Annotated in this window: 13 protein-coding genes; 7 read left to right on the top strand and 6 right to left on the bottom strand. The window is 72.0% G+C overall.

Going from position 1 to position 21,568, the window contains the following annotated elements; translation table 11 throughout:
• Positions 1–5: 5 nt before the first annotated feature.
• The 3 genes from AMK25_RS04935 to AMK25_RS04945 form a co-directional block, all read right to left on the bottom strand.
• On the bottom strand, positions 6–2,849 hold the full coding sequence (locus AMK25_RS04935; protein ID WP_073826932.1) for a hypothetical protein: 2,844 nt from the start codon (positions 2,847–2,849) through the stop codon (positions 6–8).
• The gene (locus AMK25_RS04940) at positions 2,842–4,635 is read right to left on the bottom strand and encodes an HSP90 family protein (RefSeq protein ID WP_073826933.1); all 1,794 of its coding nucleotides are present in this window, start codon (positions 4,633–4,635) and stop codon (positions 2,842–2,844) included. The genes AMK25_RS04935 and AMK25_RS04940 overlap by 8 nt, the downstream gene beginning before the upstream one ends.
• A gap of 163 nt (positions 4,636–4,798) precedes the next feature.
• The gene (locus AMK25_RS04945) at positions 4,799–5,938 is read right to left on the bottom strand and encodes an FAD-dependent monooxygenase (protein ID WP_073826934.1); all 1,140 of its coding nucleotides are present in this window, start codon (positions 5,936–5,938) and stop codon (positions 4,799–4,801) included.
• Positions 5,939–6,029: 91 nt separating this feature from the next.
• On the opposite strand from AMK25_RS04945, the gene AMK25_RS04950 reads away from it, so the two are divergent.
• The 5 genes from AMK25_RS04950 to AMK25_RS04975 all read left to right on the top strand — a co-directional run bounded on the left by AMK25_RS04950 (position 6,030) and on the right by AMK25_RS04975 (position 13,592).
• Entirely contained in the window at positions 6,030–6,629 is a 600-nt protein-coding gene (locus AMK25_RS04950; protein ID WP_073826935.1) for a TetR/AcrR family transcriptional regulator, read from the top strand.
• A gap of 15 nt (positions 6,630–6,644) precedes the next feature.
• On the top strand, positions 6,645–7,085 hold the full coding sequence (locus AMK25_RS04955) for a SigE family RNA polymerase sigma factor (protein WP_073826936.1): 441 nt from the start codon (positions 6,645–6,647) through the stop codon (positions 7,083–7,085).
• Positions 7,086–7,137: 52 nt separating this feature from the next.
• Positions 7,138–8,691 (top strand): recombinase family protein, encoded by a 1,554-nt coding sequence (locus AMK25_RS04960; RefSeq protein WP_073826937.1) that lies wholly within the window; start codon positions 7,138–7,140, stop codon positions 8,689–8,691.
• Between the two features lie 1,061 nt (positions 8,692–9,752).
• Positions 9,753–10,811, top strand: coding sequence for an Acg family FMN-binding oxidoreductase (locus AMK25_RS04970; protein WP_073826939.1), 1,059 nt, complete (start codon positions 9,753–9,755; stop codon positions 10,809–10,811).
• Positions 10,812–10,856: 45 nt separating this feature from the next.
• On the top strand, positions 10,857–13,592 hold the full coding sequence (locus tag AMK25_RS04975; RefSeq protein WP_073826940.1) for a cation-translocating P-type ATPase: 2,736 nt from the start codon (positions 10,857–10,859) through the stop codon (positions 13,590–13,592).
• A 307-nt stretch (positions 13,593–13,899) separates the two neighbouring features.
• Here the strand turns inward: AMK25_RS04975 and AMK25_RS04980 are convergent, their stop codons facing one another.
• Positions 13,900–14,328 carry a CBS domain-containing protein gene (locus AMK25_RS04980; RefSeq protein ID WP_073827091.1) on the bottom strand — a complete coding sequence of 143 codons (429 nt, stop codon included), beginning with the start codon at positions 14,326–14,328 and terminating at the stop codon, positions 13,900–13,902.
• A 224-nt stretch (positions 14,329–14,552) separates the two neighbouring features.
• Here AMK25_RS04980 and AMK25_RS04985 point away from each other — a divergent pair, with 224 nt between their 5' ends.
• Positions 14,553–16,307 (top strand): NAD(P)H-dependent oxidoreductase subunit E, encoded by a 1,755-nt coding sequence (locus AMK25_RS04985; RefSeq protein WP_073826941.1) that lies wholly within the window; start codon positions 14,553–14,555, stop codon positions 16,305–16,307.
• Positions 16,308–19,019, top strand: coding sequence for a formate dehydrogenase subunit alpha (fdhF, locus tag AMK25_RS04990; RefSeq protein ID WP_073826942.1), 2,712 nt, complete (start codon positions 16,308–16,310; stop codon positions 19,017–19,019).
• Positions 19,020–19,531: 512 nt separating this feature from the next.
• On the opposite strand, the gene AMK25_RS04995 is transcribed toward fdhF, so the two are convergent.
• Positions 19,532–20,644, bottom strand: coding sequence for an FUSC family protein (locus AMK25_RS04995; protein WP_083664610.1), 1,113 nt, complete (start codon positions 20,642–20,644; stop codon positions 19,532–19,534).
• Positions 20,645–20,820: 176 nt separating this feature from the next.
• Positions 20,821–21,504 carry a BON domain-containing protein gene (locus tag AMK25_RS05000; protein WP_013731290.1) on the bottom strand — a complete coding sequence of 228 codons (684 nt, stop codon included), beginning with the start codon at positions 21,502–21,504 and terminating at the stop codon, positions 20,821–20,823.
• Positions 21,505–21,568 lie beyond the last annotated feature (64 nt).

The following is a 21,568-nucleotide window of genomic DNA, read 5'->3' on the forward strand; positions in this document are numbered from 1 at the left end:
TCGCCTCAGTCCTCCTCGATGCCGTGCTCGGCGCGGACCGACGCCGCCTCGGCGGGCCGGCCCTGGTCGTCGAGCGCGCGGGCCAGCAGCCAGGCGGCCTGCGCGGCGGGCCGGGAGCCGGTGGGCAGCCCGCCGAGGACCGGGCGCAGCAGCCCTTCGGCCTGCTCGGGCCGGCCGTCACGCAGCAGCAGCTCGCCGGTCAGCACCTCGACCTGCGCCGCCTCGCCGAATGCCTCGATCGACCGGAGCCGCCCCGGCACACCCTCCAGCCGGTCCAGCGCGGCGGTGAGCCGGTCCTCGCCGATCAGCACCCGGGCCACCGCGTCCGCGGCCATCGCCCGCTCGTACGTGACCACGGGCGGCTCGTCGGGCTGACCGGCGAGCGCGTTCGCGGCCTGGTCCACCCGCTCGATCGCGGCCACCGCCGCCGGCAGGTCACCTGACCAGTGCAGGGCGAGCAGCTCCCGCCGCCGGGCCCGCAGCTCGTCCACCGGATACCCGGCCAGCCGCCAGGCGGAGGCCGCCGACGCGAACCGCTGCGCGGCCAGGGCGTCCCGGTCGGCGTCGTAGAGCAGGCCGCCGGACTCCTCCAGCACCTGCGCCCGGCGGGGGAGATTGTCCGGCCCGTCCAGGTTCTCGACCAGCTGGTCGAGCACCGTGAGCGCCAGATCCGTCTCGCCGAGACCCGCGTAGATCCCGGACAGCATGTGCCGGCACCGGTCCGCCTCGGCCTGCGCGCCGGAGCGGTCCAGCCCGAGCACCGCTTCCTCGGCCACCTCGGCGGCCTCGGCCAGCCGGCCGGCCATCCGGTACGCCTCGGCCAGTTCCCAGCGCAGCAGCGCGTCACCCGGCAGCCCCTGCTCGACGCAGAGCGTGACCGCCTCGGCCAGGTCCTCCACCGCTTCGCCGGCCCGGTCGGCTGCGAGCAGCGCCCGCCCGCGCGTCACCCGCAGCGGCAGGTGGGCGCCGGCCGGGGCGACCGACAGGGCCTCGTCACAGACCGCCACCGCCTCGGCCGCGTCGTCCGCGGCACGCGCGCACGCCAGGCAGGCGCCGGTCAGCATCTCCGCGTCGCCCAGCTCGCCGGCCAGCCGGCGGGCCTGCGCCGCCGCGTCCTGGAACTCCTCGGCCCGCTCCAACTGCTCCAGCACGTGCGCCCGGTGCAGCGCGACCCGCCCGGCCAGCCACGCGTCGGCGTCGGCGTCCGCCCCGGCCCGGTCGAGCGCGTCCAGCGCGTCCGCCCACCGCTCCCGGTGCACGTGGGCAAGCGCGAGCCGATCCCAGCCGGCGGCACGATCCCGCGGTTCGCCGTGCGCGGCCAGATACGCGGCCGACTCCTGCGCCAGCGTCAGCCCCTCGTCCGCGCTCTCCTCAGCCATACTCAGCAGCACACCGAGCCGCCCGGCCACCACCTGCGCCCGCAGCTGGTCCGGCACCTCCCGCCACGCGGCGAGCGCCTCCCGGTTGACAGCGGTCGCCACCGCCACGCCGTCGTCGTCCTGGGACAGCTCGCCCGCCCGCAGCTCCAGCCGCCACGCCCGGGTGGCCGCCGGCAGGTCGGCGTCGCCGTACCGCTCGTCGTACGCCCGCAGCACGGTGCCCAGGCCGTCCCGGCGGTTGGTGCGCCAGCACTCCTCGGCCAGCGCCAGCAGCTCGTCGGCGCCGGCCTCGTCAGGCACTGTCACCGGCGGCGCGCTCGTCACCTGAGCGTCCGGTGCGGTACGCGGCGCGGGCACCACCGGGCGGCGCACGCTGGCGGAGAGCGGAAGGTGCTCACCCTCCGGCCCGGCCACCAGCTTCCGGGCGATCATCGCGGACTGGTGCGTGGTGCCGTTACGCGCGTCGAAGCGCCCGGCCAGCCCGGTGGCCGTACCGGCCAGCTCGTCGGCGAGCGCGCCCACCGGCACGTCGGCGGCCGGCCGGTCACCGGAGGCGCGGCGGTGCACTGTCAGCTCGGCCGGCACCTGACGCAGCGCCGCCGACGCGGCGGCCGCGAAGTGCATCGCGGCGGCCGGGGTGGGTGCCCGGTCCAGCCAGTCCAGGTGCCGCTCGACCAGCTCCAGCGCGCGGGCCTCGTTGCCGGTCGCGGTGCAGAACTCGATGTGCTCGGCGACGTCCCACAGGTTGGCCAGGTGCCCGCGCAGCCGCCGGTACGCCTCCCGGTGCGCGTCCCGCGCGGCGTCGCCCCGGCCGGTCTCGCGGTAGGGGGTGAGCAGCGCGGTGAGGATCCCCTGCGGCTGCTCGCTGCAGGTCAGCCGGCCGGCGAGCACCGGCTCGGCGAGCGCCACCGCCTCCTCGTGCCGGCCCAGCCGGACCAGGTGCGCGACCTGCGTGGTCGGGTCGCAGCCGGCGCAGTCGGAGAGCGCGTCGCGGGGCGTGGTCATCCACTTGCGGTACCACTGCTCCGCCGCGTCCTCCTCGCCCAGGTGCGCGGCCACCAGGTAACGGTGCTTGTGGACCGCCTGCAACGAGTGCCCGGCGTCGCGGTAGCGCCGCTCCATGTCGTCGAGCACCGCGTACGTGCGGTCCAGCGGCAGCTCCGGGAACTTCACCATGGCGTTGACCATGTACTTGAAGGCCCAGAGCAGCTGGTGCGTGTAGCCCTGGTGGTAGGGCTGCGGATCCTTGTCGTACTCCGACAGGCACCAGGAGAACGTGACGAACGACTTCGCCGGTTCGCCGCCGTAGACGTACGCGGTGGTGCCGGTGACCCGGGCCGCGAAGGCGAGGTGCCTGTCGTCGCCCGCGTCGGCGCGGCGCAGCAGCTGCTCCAGCGCGGCGATCTGCCCCGGGCCGTACGGCATGGTTTCGATCTCGTGGTGCATGCGCCAGAGGTCGTCGTCAGTCACGGGTCACTCCCGGTACGGCCCGGCCGAGCAGGCCGAGGAAGGAACTGTTCAGCAGCGCGGCGTCGGCCGCCCGGATCGGGTGGTGCCCGAGCAGCAGGGCCTGCCCGTAGAGCGCCTCGACGGCCAGCCCGACCAGCTCCGGGTCGGCGAGCGTGGTCACCCGGCGGACCAGCGGGTTGCGGTGGTTGAGCACGAGTTGCGGGCGGTCCGGCGGGGCGGAGGCGGCGAGCGCGTCGAGCACCCCGCCCCACAGCTCGTCGGCCTTGTCGCGGCTGGCGGCGAGCTGGTCGTGGAACGCGGCCGAGCGGGACACCAGGTAGAGCGCCGGCAGCGAGACCGGGTCGTACGCCCGGATCACGACCTCGCAGCCGAGCCGTTCCAGCGCCCGCTGCGCCCCGGTCAGGAACGGCCGCAGGGCCAGCTCCGTCGCCGGGTCGAGGATCTCGAACCGGGTGGTGAGGTCGCTCGGCTCCAGCCGTTCGATGAGCACCGAGCGATCCACTGTGGGCAGTCGCTCGATCAGCTCGGTGTCGTACGTGTAGCCGCCGTTCACGACTGCCACGTCCTGTGCGGCGGCCACGGCGGCGAGCTGGCGGAACTCGTCCAGGCTGGCGGCGTACCGGAGCACGCCGTGCCGCTGCCGGAACTCGGCGAGCGTCATCGTGCCGACGTTGGTGTCCATCGGCCACCACTGGTCGACAAGCCGCAGCATCTCGTCGTCGTGCATCGCGAGCGCCTTGACGCCCAGGTGGTGCACCTGGAGGAACTCGCCGAGCCGGCGCGGGTCGTGCTTGGCCAGCCGCACCAGCCAGCCCCGGATCTGGTCGCCGAGCGCGTCCCGGACCGTGGTGAGCAGCGCGTCCTCGTAGAGCGCCTCGCGGCTGGCGGTGGGGCGCAGCTCGCTCGCGTCGACCACGCAGTGGGCGAAGAAGGCCCACTCGGGCAGCAGCCCGTCGGCGTGCTCGCTGAGCAGCATCCGCTTGAGGTAGACCCGGTGCCCGGCGCGGGCGGCCGGGTTCACCGCGGTGGGCAGGATGAAGGCCACGCCGGTGAGGCCGGCCTCGGGCACCGACAGCGGCACCACGTCGAACGGGACGAACCCGAGCAGCTCCTGGGCGTACCGCTGGAGCGCGGCGCGGTCGACAGGTGCTCCGGGCGTGGTCGGCCACGGCGGCGGCCCGGCGGTGGTCGGCGTGTCACCGACCCGGACGTCGACCGGCAGCAGGCTGCCGTAGAGGCGGGCCAGCTCGGTGACTGTGGGTACGCCGAGCCACTGGTCGGCGTCGCGCCGGGGCACCAGCGTCACTGTGGTGCCGGGCTCGTCCCGGGCCTGCTCGGGCTCGGCGAGCCGCACCGCGTACCGGCCGTCGGACCAGCCCGTCCAGAGCACTGTGGGCTCGTCGGCGTGCCGGGTGACCACCCGGATCTCGTCCGCGACCAGGAAGCAGGAGAGCAGCCCGATGCCGAACTGGCCGAGGAACTCGTGCCGGGAGAAGCCCAGCTCGTCGCGCTTGGAGCTGCGGCCGATGGTGGCGAGCAGCTCGTGCACCTGCGCCTCGGTGAGGCCGATGCCGGTGTCGTGCACGCGCAGCGTGCCGTCGCCGGTCAGCTCCGGGGGCTCGATGCGTACCCGGGCCGGTGCGTTCGGCTCGGTGGACCGGCGCGCGGTGATCGCGTCGACGGCGTTCTGGAGCAGCTCGCGCACGTAGACGCGCGGGCTGCCGTACAGGTGGTGACTGAGCAGGTCGACCACGCCACGGAGGTCCACCTGGAAGGTGCGGTCCAATCGCGCTCCCGGTTCGGATTTCGGCGCTCACCGTACCGGTCAGCGCCGACAGTGTCCGTCCCGTTTCATCCCTCCCCCTCCCGCCCACCTCCTCGCCGATCTTGCACTTTCCGCCCGGGCGAAAACGCACAAAACAGACCCACCAAGGGCCACAACTGCAAGATCAGCGGGGTGGTGGTTCGAAGCCTGCGAGGCGAGTGGCGATGCGGTGACGGGCCGGGGGGAGGGTGGAGACGAGGCGGAGCAGCAGGTTGCGCAGGGGGCGCGCGAAAGGTGGGGCGGCGGCCAGGCGGGTCAGGTTGGCGGCGAAGCCGAGCACCTCCTCGGCGCGGGGGCGGCGGTCGGCCGCGTACCGGTCGAGGGCCTGCGGACCGGCGGCGAGCGCGTCACCGAGGGCGACCGCGTCCCGCAGGCCGAGATTCATCCCCTGCCCGCCGGCCGGGCTGTGCACGTGCGCCGCGTCCCCGGCGAGCAGCACCGGCCCGCAGCGGTAGGCGCTCGCGATCCGGTGGTGGATCCGGAACCGGGACGACCACGCCATCCCGGTGACCCGGTCCGGCCGCCGCGCCGGACCGCGCTCGTCGAGCAGCGCCTGGAAGTGGTGCGCCTGCGGCTCGCGCGGCGCGTCGGCCACCGTGGCGACCAGCCGGACCGTGCCGTCGGGCAGCGGCGCCCAGACCAGCGGGCCCCGCCGGGACAGGAAGAGGCTCACCTGGTCGCGCGGGAGCGCGCTGTCCACGCGCACGTCGGCGAGCAGGAACGACTCCCCGGGGTCGGCCGGGCCGCCGAAGCCGATGCCGGCGAGTTCGCGGACCCGGCTGTGCATCCCGTCCGCGCCGACGACCCAGCGCGCCCGGACCGCGCGGCCGCCGTCGAAGCGCGCGACGGCGCCGTCGCCGTCGAGGTCCAGGCCGGTCATCTCGTACGGCCGCAGCACGCGTCCGCCGAGCGCGGTGAGCCGGTCGGCGAGCACCGCCTCGGTCTCGGCCTGCGAGATCAGCAGCGCGTACGGGTAGCGCGACGGCAACCGGTCGAAGGGGACGGTGAGCAGCACCCGGTCCCGGTCGCGGACGCTGAACCGGGCCGAGCGCAGCCCTCGGGCGGCCAGCGGCGCGGCGACCCCGATCCGGTCCAGCACTTCGAGGGTGCCGGCGTGCACGACGGCGGCGCGCGACGTGACGGGCGGCTCGGCGAGCCGGTCGACGACAGTCGCGGCAACCCCGTGCCCGGCCAGCGTCACGGCCACCGCCAGGCCGGTCGGCCCGCCGCCCACCACGAGGACGTCGGTGCGTTCGGGGAGCATCGCTTCCACCTCCGGACTCGGTCAACAACTGTTTGCCAACACCTGTTGACTTCACTGTAGAACCGATGTCAACACGTGTTGGCCTACAGTCGTGGACGTGACCGAACCCGCCACCCGCACCCGCCGCTCGGACGCCACCCGGGCGGCCATCCTGCGCGCCGCCCGGGAACGCTTCGCCGCCGACGGCTACGACCGGGCCACCATCCGGGCCATCGCCGCCGACGCCCGCATCGACCCGTCGATGGTGATGCGCTACTACGGCAGCAAGGAGGGACTCTTCGCCGCGGCGGCCGAGTTCGACCTGCGCATGCCCGACCTGGCCGAGGTGCCGCCGGACCGGCTCGGCGAGACACTGATCCGGCACTTCGTACGCCGCTGGGAGGCGGACGGGACACTCGTCGCCCTGCTCCGGGCCGCCGCCACCAACCCCGGCGCGGCCGACCGGATGCGCGGCATCTTCGCCGGCCAGCTCGCCACCGCGGTGGCCCGGTCGAGCGCCGACCCGGCGACCGCCGAGCGACGGGCCGGGCTGGTGGCCAGCCAGATCCTCGGACTCGCGCTCACCCGGTACGTCGTCCGGCTGCCACCCGTGGTGGACCTCGACCCGGAGGAGCTGACCGCCTGGGTCGGCCCGACGATTCAGCGCTACCTGACCCAACCTTTACCCCCGTCCCGCGCGTCTGGCCGGTGACGGAGGAGGAGCCGGATGGGGCGTGACGCGGACGACGGGCGGGCGGACTACCTCGCCTTCGTCGAGTCGCACCAGCACCGGCTGCTGCGCGCCGCGTACCTGATCTGCGGCAACCGGCACCAGGCCGAGGACCTGCTCCAGGACGCGCTGCTCAAGCTGGCGCTGCGCTGGCCGTCGGTGCGCGACGGCGACCCGGCCGCGTACGTGCGCGCCATCCTCTACCGCGACGCCGTCTCCTGGTGGCGACGCCGGCGGCGGGAGTGGCTCAGCGCGTACCCGCCGGACCGGCCGGACGCGGACGGCGACCCCGCGTTGCGGCTCACCGTGCGCGCCGCGCTGGACCGGCTGCCGCCACGCCAGCGGGCCGTCGTGGTGCTGCGCTACTTCGAGGACCTGACCGAGGTCGCCACCGCCGAGGCGCTCGGCGTCACCGTCGGAACTGTCAAGGATCGTTAGAAGCTATGGTCGATGTTGCCGACACGAACGTCGATCTAGGGGGACGGTTCTGATGGTACGGCGGAAGGCCCGGTCGGGGAACCGGGGCCGGTTCGACAGCAAGGACGCGTTGCTGGCCGGTGGCGTAGAGGTGCGGGCGTTGCGGTATCAGCGCGCGAGTCAGGACAAGAAGGAGCAGGGCAAGAGCGTCCACGACCAGGGCGTGCTCAATCTGGCGGAGATCACGAAGCGGTCGTGGACGGACGCGGGGTCGTTTACTGACAACCACCGCTCGGCCAGCCGCCGCGCTACCAAGGAGCGCGAGCAGTTCGAGTTGCTGATCGAGCAGATCCGCGCGGGCAAGGGTGACGTGCTGGTGGTCTGGGAGATCTCCCGCAAGGAACGTGACCTCGCGGTGTTCGTGAAGATCCGCGACATGTGCCACGAGGTCGGTCTCAACTTCTGGCTGGTCGGCGGCGTTTTGTATGACCTGCGGGACAAGAACGACCGGATGATGCTCGGCTTCCAGGCGGTGCAGGCGGAGTGGATGGCCGACTCGATTCGCGACAACGTGCTGCGCGGCATCGTCGGCGCGGCCGAAGCGGGCCGCCCGCACGGGAAGATCACCTACGGGTACCGGCGAATCTACGACCAGCGCACCAAGGCCCTGCTGCGCCAGGAGCCGGACACCGAGATCCGCACCGCGGTCGCCGCGGACGGGACCGTCACGCAGTACTCGCACGCTCAGGTGGTGCGGGACAACTTCCGCAAAATCTCCGAAGGCATGCCCCTCACCGTCCGGGAGGCCGAACTCAACCGCCTCGGGATTCCTGCCTCGCAGGGCGGGATCTGGCGGCGGGGCATCTTGCGGAAGCAGTTGATGAACCCGGCGTACATCGGCAAGCGGGTGCTGCGCGGGGAGATCGTCGGCGACGGGATCTGGCCGCCGCTGGTGTCGGAGGAGACGTACTGGTCGGTGGTGCGGATGCTGGGCGACCCGTCCCGCACGACGACCCGTCCCGCCCGTGCGGTGCATCTGCTGTCGTACATCGTGCGCTGCGGGGTGTGCGACGGACCGTTGTCGTCGCAGCGGCTCAACCGACACGGCTGGACCGGGCAGGTGTACTCCTGCCTGCACAAGCGGTGCACGGCGGTGAAGGCCGAGTTCCTCGACGAGTACGTGCAGCGCACCGTGGTGGCGTGGCTGTCCCGCCCCGACGTGCACGACATCCTCACCGCCGCCAGCGCCACCGACGAGGAAGTCGCGCACGCCCGCGCCGAAGCACAACGGCTGCGCGGGGAGCTGGAGGACTGGCGCAAGCTCGGCGAGGAGGGCGAGGTCACCGCGATCGCCTACGCCCGCGCCGAGAAGGGCCTGATGGCGCAGATCGCCGAGTACGAGCAACGCGCCGCCGACGCCGGTATCCCCGCCGTGCTGCGCGGACGCATCGGCGACCAGGCCGTGGAGGCCTGGCGGGACCTCGGTGACGACATCGCGGTCAAGCGGGAGATCATCCGCCTCGTCGCCGACATCAAACTCCTGCGCGCCGGGTTCAAGGGCGAACGCCGCACCTTCGGCCGCCACCGCCTCGACTGGACCTGGAAGTTCGGCCCGCAAGACCAGTAAGCGACCTGATCCTGCGCGGCAGCCGCGAGGCGAGTCGCTGGACGACTTGACCTTTCGGCCGGGGGTGAGTGTCGGTCGTGTCCGCCGCCTGTCTCCTACCGGGCCGGCGGGTGCTGCGGCGGTTCGCCTTCGACGTCACCGCTGCTGACCAGCCGAAACGAGCAACTGCCGCAACCCGCAGGCGGCGTAGGTCTTTCCTACCCGTGCAGGCCCTCGACGCCCCGTCCAGCCTGCGGCGTATGCTTTTGCTTCCGGTCGCCAGAGGTCCGGCGACTTGCCGGCGATTTGCTCGCACAGCAGGTCAACAGGGGTCACACTCTCGGATCCGAGCCATCGGGTCGGGTCGAGGGATAGTAGCTGTCGCGACATCGCGACGTATGCCGCTGAATCACTCTGCTTCACCGGACTTTAGCCGTCTCGAAGGATCGCGTGGTGGCTGTTTCCTACGCTCATAAGGGCAAGGTCGTACTCCTCTTTCCTGGGCTGGCCTGGTCTGGCCGGAGAACCGCAGGACCGCTGCGCCTGCCGTCGGCCAACCGGATCCAGCTGCGCAACGTCTTCGGGTTCATGCCGAGGTCGTTCGCGATCGGAGCGACCGCGTCGGCCTTGGACTCGGGCGGGTAGTGTTTCGTCACCATCTGTCACAGACTCATGTCCACCTGGACCTAAAGATCACAAGTCTCAGTGTCCGAAGATCATGGGCAGGCTTCCGATGCGGCCTCCGCTCGACAGCGGTTTCTGGAACGGCCCGCTTTGGCACCGCGCCACCTTTTTCCGAAGGTCCCGCCGAGTAGGCATTGGACGCGCTCGGGGCTGGCTGGGCGGCTTCCTCACCGACGTGAGCGCCCAGCACGGAGTCACCAACGCTCGGTGCTGCTCACCGTCACGCGTTCCTTCAGATCGGCCGACGCGGGCTGAAGGGCTCTGCGGTAGGGATTCTGCGCACCGGGTGACCGTGCATGTATCCCGGGTGGTGGAGTGGCAACACTGCGCGGGATGCGGCCGGGGTGGGGCACGATGAGGAACGGGGGTTCGATGAGGGAAGCGGGAAGGTCGTGACGATGGGCCACAAGACGGCGGCTACCGGCCGCCCCCTGATCACCGCGCTGACCGAAGCCGCCGCCACCTCCGGTCGCGCCCCTTCGGTGCACAACAGCCAGCCGTGGCGCTGGAAGGTTCTGCCGACCGCGCTGGAGCTACGGGTGGTGCGGGACACGCGGCTCGCCGCCATCGACCCGCAGGGCCGGCTGGTGACGCTGAGCTGCGGCGCGGCGCTGCATCACGCCCGCGTGGCGTTAGCCGCTGAGGGCTGGACCGCGCTGGTGGAGCGGCTGCCCTACCCGAACGAACCGGAGCTGCTTGCCAGGCTCGCCGGGTTGCGGCACACCGGGGCGGACCCGGACGCGATGCGCCTCGTGCAGTGCATGCAGGTCCGGCGCACCGACCGCCGGCCAGTGAGCGAGGAGCCGGTGCCGGGCCCGGCCCTCGACGAGATCGTGCAGGCGGCCACCGCGGAGGGGGTGTGGCTGGAGGTGCTGGACTCCGAGCAGGTGATGGAACTGGCCGCCGCGGCGGGACGGGCCGCCGCCGCGGAGGCGGGGGACCCGGAGCTGCGGGGGGAGCTGGAGTACTGGACCAGCCGGGCCGGCACCGGCACCGGGCTGCCGCCCGAGGTGCTGCCCGAGCATGCCCCGCAGACCACCGTGCCGGCCCGGGACTTCGGCCGCCCCGGCACCCTGCCAGTCGGCCCCGGCCACGACCAGGCCGCCCGGTACGCCATCCTCTACGGCGACGAGGACGAGCAGGACAACTGGCTGCGGGCCGGCGAGGGGCTCTCCGCCGCCTGGCTGACCGCCACCCGCCTCGGGGTCTCCGTGGTGCCGCTCAGCGGCGTGGTGGAGGTGGACGGCACCCGGCAGACCCTACGCCGGCTGCTGGCCGGGCTCGGCTTTGCGTACCTCGCGCTGCGGCTGGGCATCGCGGACCCGGCGCACGCCGGGCCACCGCGCACCCCGCGGCTTCCCACCGAGCGGATCGTCGACACCTGCGCGGTGCGCGGCGGGAGCGCTCAGGGGGCTAATCCCGCCGCTTACCGGGCGGGAGGGCAAGGCAAGCGATAGACGAAACGCGCGCCTTCGTGCCGTGCCGTACGGCAGCCTGGGAGCATGGCACGGCAGTCACCACAGGATGCGCGTGACGGACCCCTGCCGGCGGGGCACGACCCCCATCAGCCGATCGGCCAACTTCTCGAAGATCTGGGGACGAGCCTGGATGGGCTGTCGAGCGCGCAGGCGGGGCAGCGCCTGGCCGACTGGGGGCCGAACGAGCTGCGTCGGCTGGGCGGGACTCGGTGGTGGCGGGATCTGGTTCGGCAGCTGGTCCACCCGCTCGCGCTGGTGTTGTGGGTGGCGGCTGGCTTGGCCTGGGTCGCCGGGACACCGGTGCTGGCGGCGGCGATCGTGGCTGTCATCCTGATCAACGCTGGGTTCGCGTTCGCTCAGGAGCGTCACGCCGAACACGCCGTTGAGGCGCTGAGCCGGTACCTGCCTCAGCGGGTCAGCGTGCTGCGGGATCAGCGGCGGCAGCGGGTCGACGCACGGCGGTTGGTGCCCGGTGACGTGATATTCATCGCCGAGGGTGAGCGGATCTCCGCTGACGCCCGGCTTGTGGACGGGTCGGTCGAGGCGGATTTGTCGGCCCTGACCGGCGAGTCGCAACCCGTATACCGCGCTGCCGGCGACTCCGGCACGCAGGAGCGGTTGGTCCAGGCGTCCAACCTCGTGTTCAGCGGGACGGTCTGTCTGGGTGGGCAGGCCCGGGCCCTGGTCTACGCCACGGGCATGCGCACCGAGTTGGGGCGCATCGCCGCGCTGTCCCAGCGCGTGGGGCGTGAGGAGAGCCCGCTGGAGAGGCAGGTCAAGCGGGTGGCATGGCTCATCGCGGTGGTCGCCTGCATCGCCGGGGCGGTCTTCTTTCCGATCGGAGTGTGGGCGGCCGGAATGCCGATCTCCGACGCGGTCGCCTTCGCGATCGGGCTCCTCGTCGCCAATGTCCCCGAAGGTTTGCTGCCCACGATCACCCTCGCCCTCGCCGTCGGCGTACGGGGACTCGCCCGGCGCGGGGCCGTTGTCAAGCGGCTCAGCGCGGTGGAGACTCTCGGGTCCACCGCGGTGATCTGTACCGACAAGACGGGGACGATAACCGAGAACAGGATGCGGGTGGTGGCGGCCTGGTCGGCCGGGGGCCTCATCGAGGAGGCCGACCTGACGCGTAGGGACCAGCCCGCGGGGGTCCGGGACCTCGCGCGGACCGGCGTGCTCTGCAGCAACGCGCAACTCGGATCCGGGCCGGGCGCGGAAGCGACCGGGGATCCCACGGAGATCGCTCTGCTGCGGTTCGCCGAGGGGCTCGGCGTCGACACGTCACCGGAGCAGCGCCCGCGGTGCCGGCGGGGGGAGTTTCACTTCGACCCCAAACTGCGGCTGATGTCCACCGTCGATGTCGACGAGCACGGTATGTGGCTACACACCAAGGGCGCCCCCGAAGCGATCATCGCCCGCTCCACCACGATCATCGAAGCAGACGGACGAGAGCAGCCTCTGGACGACACAACCCGACAGCATCTGACGGAGGCCGTGACAGCGCAGGCCGCCAAGGGTATGCGGCTCATCGCCGCGGCCCGCCGCCCCGTGTCGGAAGTCCCCGCCAGCCGTGACGAAGCCGAACGCGGCCTGTGTTTCCTCGGCTGGGTCGCCATGCTCGATCCCGCCCGCCCCGAGGTCGCGGATGCGGTGGCCTGCTGCCACACCGCCGGCATCCGCATCATTATGATCACCGGCGATCACGGGCGGACCGCTGCGGCCATAGCCACTCAGGTCGGCATCACGCAGCCCGACCCGACCGTCGTCAACGGCGACCGCGTCGACGCCATGCCCGACGGCGAACTCACCGATCTTCTCGCCCGCACCCCGAATCTCGTCTTCGCCCGATCCTCACCCGAGGCCAAACTCCGCATCGCCAAAGCGCTGCAGCACACCGGTCACGTCGTGGCCATGACCGGCGACGGCGTCAACGACGCCCCCGCCCTACGCCGCGCCGACATCGGCGTGGCCATGGGCCGCACCGGCACGGACGTCACCCGCGAAGCAGCCACCCTGGTCCTCACCGACGACAACTTCGCCACCATCGTCGCCGCCGTTCAATCCGGCCGACAGGTCTACGACAACGTCCGCAAGTTCATCCTCTACATCTTCGCCCACGCCACACCCGAGGTCGTGCCGTTCCTCGTCTTCGCCCTCTCCGGCGGGGCGGTCCCGCTACCGCTGACGGTCATGCAGATCCTCGCCATCGATCTTGGCACCGAAACCCTCCCCGCGCTGGCCCTCGGCCGCGAACCCGCCGAGCCGGGACTCATGAACCGGCCACCACGCAGGCGCGGCAGCACCATCATCGACCGGCACATGCTCATCCGAGCCTGGGGTTACCTCGGGGCCATCTCCGCCACCCTTGTTATGGCCGGCTTCTTCCTCACCCTCTACCGGGCCGGCTGGCGACCAGGCGACCCCACCGGCCCCGGAAGCCCCCTACACCACGCCTACCAGCAGGCGACCACCATGACCTTCCTCGGTATCGTCGCCTGCCAGATCGGTACCGCCCTCGCCGCCCGCACCGAGCGCACCTCGCTCCGCGCCGTCGGCCTGGTGACCAACCGCCTGCTGCTGTGGGGAATCGCCTTCGAACTCGCCTTCGCCGCCGCCATCGTCACCGTCCCCCCGCTACAGGCGATCTTCGGCACCGCCCCACCCGACCCCCTGATGCTCACCCTCCTGCTCGCCTTCCCGATACTCGTATGGGCACCCGACGAGATACGGCGAGCGGTACGCCGCGCCGGAAGTCGCTGACGTCCCCGCGTCGGTGGCCCATGACATCGGGCTCTTGGTTGACGACATCACGCGCGCGGTGCCGGGAGGCCCCCCTCTGATCCCCCCGATCCGTGCCGCCATGATGCCCGCGCCGATGGCGCTTCCGGCCGCCCCACGGCAGAACGCCGGCGTAGGGGTGGGGGACTCGGGCCGCCGTCGACCCGGCTGAGGACGACGGCGGCGCAGATGGCGTACGCGAGCACGCTGCCGGCCAGAGATCTCCTCGGCTTTATCCCGGCGGGTAGATCCAGCTTCGAGCGCGACTGCCCGCCGTCGTGGCTGGCGGCTACAGGTTCGGCGGTGCCGAGTAGATCCGGCCCGTGTACTGGGCCACTTTGTGTTCCCCGAGGTGGGTGGCGAGGTCCGCCTCGCTGATCATCCCGACCAGCTGCCGGTTCTCTATCACTGGCAGCCGCCGGATCTGGTGCTGTTCCATCAGCCGCAGCACCTCGTCCTCGGGGGCCTCGACGTCGACCCACACCGGCGTGCCCTGAGCCAGCTCGCGTGCCGTGGTCGTGCGCGGGTCGCCTCCTTCGGCGATGCACCGGATGACGATGTCCCGGTCGGTGACGATGCCGTGCAGGCGCTGATCGCCACCGCAGATCGGCAGGGACCCGACCCGCAGATCCCGCATCTTCCGCGCGGCCGTCTCGAGGGTCTCGTCCTCCCGAATGCACTCCGCGCCGCGGTGCATGATGTCTCCGGCCCTGGCCATCCTCATCCTCCTGATCACCGAACGATCTTGGGCAGTGTCGTGGGTGCCGCCATTCAGCAGCGGCAGCGCGGCATCCCCTAGGGGTTGGTCATCAAACATCCGGCGTGCCGCCCGACGGCTGGTTGACATCCGCCAACCCGGGCAAGGTGCCTGTTTCACTGCGAACCGTCGTGAAGAGTACGTAGGTTTGCCGCAGGGGCAGCGGGTGCGCGGGGGTTGGTGTGATGGGTGAGCCGCGGGAGGCGTTCGTCGAGTTGCAGGACCGTCTGCGCCGGCCGGGCACGGGGATGTTGGATCGGCTCCGGCAGGCGCAGGTCAAGGATGGCCGCATCGACGCCGAGGACCTAGAACGGGTCGCCGGCGGGTTCGGCTGGCCGGTGGCGGCCGTGACAGGTTCGGTGACGTACTACGCGGACTTCGCGGAGGGTCGCCGGGGCCGGCGGCACGTGCGGGTGTGCGAGGGAACCTCGTGCTTCGTGAGCGGCCGGGGCGAGCACATCGCGCGGCTGGAGCGGGCGCTGGGCGTGCGGCTGGGCGACCGTGCTGCGGACGGGTCGGTTTCGCTGCAAGGGACGCGCTGTCTCGGGTACTGCTACGACTCGCCCGCCGTACTCGACGGGGAGCTACCAGCCAGTGGGGAGACTCTGGGCGGGCTGTTCGGTGACCCATTGGCCGCGCAGCGGCGGACGAGGCCCGGTTGGGTCGAGCCGTTGAAGATGCGGGCGGCCGACATACCGTACGTGAGCGCGGTCGATCGGCCAGTGGTGCTGGCCGGGCTGGTCGGCGGCGAGGAACCCTGGGCGGTGTGGCCCAGCGTGGTGGCGACCGGTTCACCGAAGAAGGTGATATCCGAGGTCGCCGCCTCGGGCTTGCGTGGGCGGGGCGGGGCCGGTTTCCCGGTGGCGAAGAAGTGGTCGATGACCGCCGGCGAACCCGCGCCCCGGTACGTGGTGGGCAACGGCGACGAGGGTGATCCCGGCTCGTACGGGGATCGGCTGCTGATGGAACGGGATCCGCATCGGATCCTGGAGGGCCTGGCGCTGGCCGGTTTCGCGGTGGGCGCGCGGCACGGGCTGATCCTCGTGCGCTCGGAGTACCCGGCGGCCGCCGAACGGCTGCGTGCCGCGGTGGTCGAGGCGCGGGAGGCAGGTCACCTGGGCGAGCGGGTGCACGGCTCGCCGGTCGACTTCGACGTGGAGATCGTGGTGGGCGCCGGCTCGTACGTGGCCGGGGAGGAGACGGCGTTGCTGCACGCCCTCGCCGGGTTGCGGGCGGCGGTGCGGGCGCGCCCCCCGTACCCGACCAGCCACGGCTTCCTGGGACATCCGACCGCGGTCAACAACGTCGAGACGCTGGCGGCCGTACCGTGGATCGTCCGGCACGGCGGAGCCGCCTACGCACGGCTGGGCCACCCGGACGAGCCCGGCACCAAGCTGGTCTGCCTGAGCCAACGCTTCCGCCGACCCGGCGTGTACGAGGTGGAGTTCGGCGTGCCGCTGCGCCACCTGGTGGAGGAACTCGGTGGCGGGCTGCGGGAGCCGTACCGGCTGCGCGCGGTGCAGGTCGGTGGCCCGCTCGGCGGCTTCCTCACCCCCGACCAGCTCGACCTGCCGCTGCTGTCCGAACCGCTCGCGGAGGCCGGGGCCGCGTTGGGACATGCCAGCCTCGTCGCGGTCGACTCGACCGTGCCGGCGGTGGCGATCCTGCGACACGCGTGGGCGTTCGGGGCGGCGGAAAGTTGCGGAGCCTGCACACCCTGCCGGGTCGGTACCCGCCGCGGCCTCGAGCTGGTCGAGCGGATCCGGGAACCCGCGCAGGCCGCGGCGGCGCTCGCCGACCACGATCCCCTGCTCGAGGTCTTGGATGTGGCGAGCCTGTGCGCGTTCGGGCCTGGAGTGGCCTGCGCGGTGCGCAGCCTGCTGCGGGTGTACTCCGACGAACTGCACCACACGGCCCCCACCAGCAAGGAGGGCGAGTAGATGCGGTTGTCCGTCGACACCATCGGCGTCGAGGTGGCCTCGGGAGCCACCGTGCTGGACGCCGTACGGGCGGCCGGGGCCATGGTGCCGACCCTCTGCTACGACGAGCGGCTCACCCCGCAGGGATCGTGCCGGGTCTGCCTGGTCGGAATCCGGGGGCGGGCCATGCCGGCCTGCACCACACCCGCCACCGACGGCATGGACATCCGGACCGACGACGACACCGCCCGCAGGGCGGCACGGCTCACCCTGGAACTGCTCGTCTCCCAGCTGCCCGCGCGAGCGCTCGACATCCCCGCCGAGCGCAGCGAGCTGGTCCGCGCCTGCCAGCACTTCGGCCTGACCAGCTCCCGGTTCGACGGTGCGACCCGGAACGGGGGCGTCGACCACTCCCACCCGTACGTGAAACTCGACCGGGACCTGTGCATCGCCTGCAACCGCTGCGTACGCGTGTGCGCCGAGGTGCAGGGCACGTTCGCGCTCTCCCTGGCTGGGCGCGGGTTCGACACCGTCGTCGTGGCCGGCACCGGCGGGCCGTGGGTGACGTCTCCGTGCGTGGCCTGCGGCGGCTGCGTCGACACCTGCCCGAGCGGGGCGCTGTCCGAGCCGGGGCTGGCCGACCCGCGTCCCATCGGCAGGACGACCACCACCACCTGCGGCTACTGCGGAGTGGGCTGCACGCTGCGGGTGCACGTACGCGACGGGGCCGTCGCCGCGATCACCCCGGCGCACGACGGCCCGGTCAACCGCGGCCACGCCTGTGTCAAGGGCCGCTTCGCACACGCCTTCACGCGGTCCCGGGACCGGCTGACAACCCCACTGGTCCGCGACGGCGGCCGGGACTCGCCGCTGCGGCCCGCGTCCTGGCAGGAGGCTCTCACCTTCGCGGCGACCCGGCTGGCGGGCATCCGCGACCGCCACGGGCCCGACGCCATCGGCATGATCTCCTCCGCTCGGGCGACCAATGAGGAGAACTACCTCGCCCAGAAGTTCGCCCGCGCCGTGCTCGGCACCAACAACATCGACAACTGCTCCCGGCTGTGCCACGCCCCGTCCGCGGTCGGCCTTGCCGCCGCGTTCGGCCACGCCGGCGGCACCAACTCCGTCGACGACCTCGACGACACCGACTGCATCCTGATCGCCGGGGCGAACCCGACCGAGGCCCACCCGGTCATCGGGGCCCGGATCAAACAGCTGGTGCTGCGCGGCGCGCGGCTCATCGTCATCGACCCCCGGCGCATCGACCTCGCCGAGATGGCCGACGTGCACGTGAAGGCCAGACCGGGATCCAACGTCGCCGTGTTCAACGGCATCGCCCGGGTGCTGCTCGATGAGGGGTACGCCGACCAGGGCTTCCTCCGCACCCGTGCCAGCGGGCTCGCCGAACTCACCGCGCTGCTGGCCGACCATCCGCCCGACCGCGCGGCACAGCTGGCCGGCGTCACGCCGGAGACGCTGGTTGCGGCGGCCCGCCTCTTCGGGGCGGCACGCCGCCCGGCGATCGTCTACGGCCTCGGCATCACCGAACACGCCCACGGCACTGACGGCGTACGCACCCTGTCAAACCTGGCCATCCTCAAGGGCGCGGTCGGCACCCCCGGCTGTTGCGGCGTGCTGTCCATGCGTGGGCAGAACAACGTCCAAGGCGCCTCGGACATGGGCGCGCTGCCGGACATGCTGCCCGGCTACCAGCGCGTCACCGACGCGGGCGTGCGCGCCCGGTTCAACCGAGCCTGGCGGGCGGAGGTGCCGGCCCGGCCGGGGCTGCGCATCCTGGACATGTTCGCCTCAGCCATCGCCGGCCGCGTACGCGCGATGTACGTCATCGGCGAGGACATCGCGCAGACCGATCCGGACAGCGGCAACGTGCGCCGGGCACTGGCCGCCTGCGACCTCGTCGTCAACCACGACGTGTTCCTCTCCGCCACCGCCGAACACGCCGACGTGGTGTTCCCCGCGGTGCCCTTCCTCGAGAAGGACGGCACCTTCGTCAACTTCGACCGACGGGTCCAGCGGGTTCGCCCGGCGCTGGACCCACTCGGACAGGCCCGCAGCGACTTCGACATCCTGCACCTGCTCGCTCGCGCGATGGGCGCCGACCTCGGCTGCCCCACTCCCGCCGACGCGATGGCCGAATGCGCCGCGCTGACCCCCACGTTCGCCGGTATCTCACACGCCCGGCTCGACCGGGACGGGCCGCTGCACTGGCCGTGTCGCAGCCCCGACCAACCCGGCGAGGGGCGGCTCTACCTCGACTCGTTCGCCACGCCCGACGGCCGCGCCGCGCTCGCCGCCCGGCCGTACCTGCCGCCCGGCGAGCAAGCCGACACCACCTTCCCGTACGTCCTGATCACCGGCCGCCGGCTGGTGCACTACAACAGCGGATCGATGAGCCGCCGCACGCCCAACCACCAGCTCCGCCCGCACGAAGTGCTCGACCTGCACCCGGACGACGCCGCGCGGCTCGGACTGGGCGACGGCGACCTCGTCGAGGTGACCAGCCGCCGGGCAACCGTCACCTACCCGGTCCACCTGACCGACACAGTGACCCCGGGCCAGCTGTTCACCACCTTCAGCTTCCCCGACACCCTCACCAACGCCCTCACCTCCGACGCCACCGACACCGACACCGGCTGCCCCGAATACAAGATCACCGCGGTGTCCCTGAGCCCCGTCCCTCATCGAGCTGACAGCCGGGCGGCCGGCCGCTGACTTCTCCGACGCGGGGACCACGCGTACATGGGATGACCGATCTGGCATCCATGTCGCGGTGGTACGCCGATAACAACTGACCGATGTGGGCATGGCCACGACGGCCAGCCACTGGTACAGATCAGGGCCTGCCGTACGTGCGTGGCGGTCGGCACGCCCTGGCACAGCAGCCGCAGCGCATCGACGGTCACGAGGTTCAGATTCCCATCTGGTCAGTGCTGGCCTGACCGCGGCGAGCGCGGCGGCCGGGTCGGCGTGGAACCGGAGGATCTCGATCGCGTAGCCGATGCTGGTCATCCGGGCGAGGACGAACCGGTTGCGGATGGCGTCCGCGGCGACGCGGCTGGCCAGGACGGCGGAGCGGTCATCGGCAGTGCCCGGAACCGGTCGATGTGCCGGTGGCCGGGGCCGTCGGCGAGTGTTACCCCGGTCTGGGCGGTGCCGAACGCGATGGGGAGGTCCCGGATTTCCGGGCAGCGCGGCAAGGGCGACGCGCAAACAGGTTGTCTTCGTCAGCTCGCGTCGGGCGCCAGGCCTGCCCGTTGATTCGCCTGTGCCTTCGGCACTCCGGATGCTTGCAGCAGTTCGCTGATGGCAAGGCGTAGCCGCGAGGCGAGGCCCTTGCCGCAGAACCCGATATCGTCGGCGCATGCCTGGTTGACGTCGTCGATGGCCTGTTGTGCCCGCGCACGCGCACGGTCGGGCTTGCGGCCGGCGAGGAAATCACGATGCAGCAGCCGCACCGCCTGGCCGAGGTGCTCGATCGAGGCTGGAAGGCTCGCCGGTATCGGCTCACCCAGCCGTACCGTCGATATGACCCAGTGCGCCATCTCGCGGCTGTCGGAGTAGGCGAGTTGGAGGTGCTCGGCGGCGTGCTGGTAGCGGCGCAGGATTTTCAAGCGTCGCCACCGCCACGGTGAGAGAAGGGCGATCTCCCCCGCGGCGGCCACCATCTCGATGGTCTTGTTTTTGTGCTTTTCTGCCGCGACCAAGCTCCGCAGGGCGCCCTCAGCCTGGTGGACGTCACGCTGTCCCAAGGCGCGAGCGACCGCGGTGAGGTCACGGGCGACGATGTCCAACGTCGGACCGGCAGCGCGATGAACGACGCGCACGGGGTTGGCCGGCATGATCAGCAGCGCCACGGCGATGGCCGTCACCCCTCCGATCAGCCCGTTGGCGGCCCGCGCCGCGGCGAGGTTCTCCGTGGTCAGCGTTCCCAGCAGCACAGCGGTACTTCCGGCGTGCACCATGACGGCGCCGCTGCCCTGAATCACGGCTGCCGACGAGATCGCGAACGTCACGATCAGCGCGGTCTGAACCGGTCCCGTCCCGATAGCCTCGATGATCAACTGTCCGGTCACCGCGCCCAGGATCACCCCGGCGATGAGTTCCGCCGCTCGCCCGATCCGATTGCCGAGGGCAGCCGCGACCGTGCCGATCGACGCCGCGGGCGCGAACAACGGCTGCGGGATGTGCAGCACGTCGTCCGCGATGAACCAGGACAGACCGGCCGCCACACCTGCCTGGACCGCGATGATGAAGTAGCTGCGAAGCCGCTCGTAAGCCTCCCGGCTCTCTCGCTGCACCAACTGCTCTGGCCGCCCACCCTGGTATCGGCTGCGCACGTCTGACCTCCCGCAGGGGTGGTGCCACGGCCCGCGGGCAACCGATGCTGTGCGATCCCTTGCCGCTGGTGGCTGGGGATGCAACGACGCCGGGGGCCAGGCCGTCAATCCCCGCACGGTCTGGCCCCCCACGACCGCGTCCCGTTCGCAGGCCGAACTGCAGGGCGCCGTCGTCGTCAGGCGTCGGGCATGACAACGATCCGGTTCTCCACCGACATCACGCCCGGCGTTGACCAGGCGACCCGTGCGGCTTCTTCGCGTTCACGCCAGGACCGGACCACGCCGGTCAGGACGACCTTGTCGCCCTCGATGGTCACGCTCAGCCGTTCGCCGGGCGTGTCCACGGCGCGGATGAGAGCCTCCTCGATCCTGTCTCGCGCCGCCGCCACGTCCACCTTCACCCGGGGCCGCAGTGAGATCTGATTCGTGACTCCCCGTACTCCCGACAGGCGCCGTACCGCCCGCTTCGCGGAGCGCCGCTGGAACTCCCACTCGACCTCGCCGCTGAGGGTCACCCAGCCCTTGGTGACGGTGACGTGGATGTTCTGGCTCGGCACCAGCGCGTCCCACTCCAGGGCCCGGGTCGCCGCGGCCGCCAGGTCCGCGTCGGTGCGTTCCGCCGCGGTCGGTAGCCGCACTTCGAGGTCGTTGGCGACCGCCTTCACGCCCCGCACCCGGTGCGCCGCCTCCTCGGCCGCCCACTTCTTCACGTACGAGTCCACCCATCCGGTCAGGGTCACCACACCGTCCTTGGCGGACACGCCGATCTCGTTCGGGTGGACGCGGGCGTCCCAATGCATCTCGGCCAGCACATCCCGCTGCAGCTGCTCGTCCGTCCGGGCCATCGTGGTGGTGGTCATCGCGCTCCTTCCAAAGTTCGCGTCGTCGGCTTCACTGTGAACCACCCGCACTCGTAGGGGTGGA

Origin of the sequence: Micromonospora sp. TSRI0369, from assembly GCF_001905625.1 — a bacterium.
Taxonomy (GTDB): Bacteria; Actinomycetota; Actinomycetes; order Mycobacteriales; family Micromonosporaceae; genus Micromonospora; species Micromonospora echinospora_A.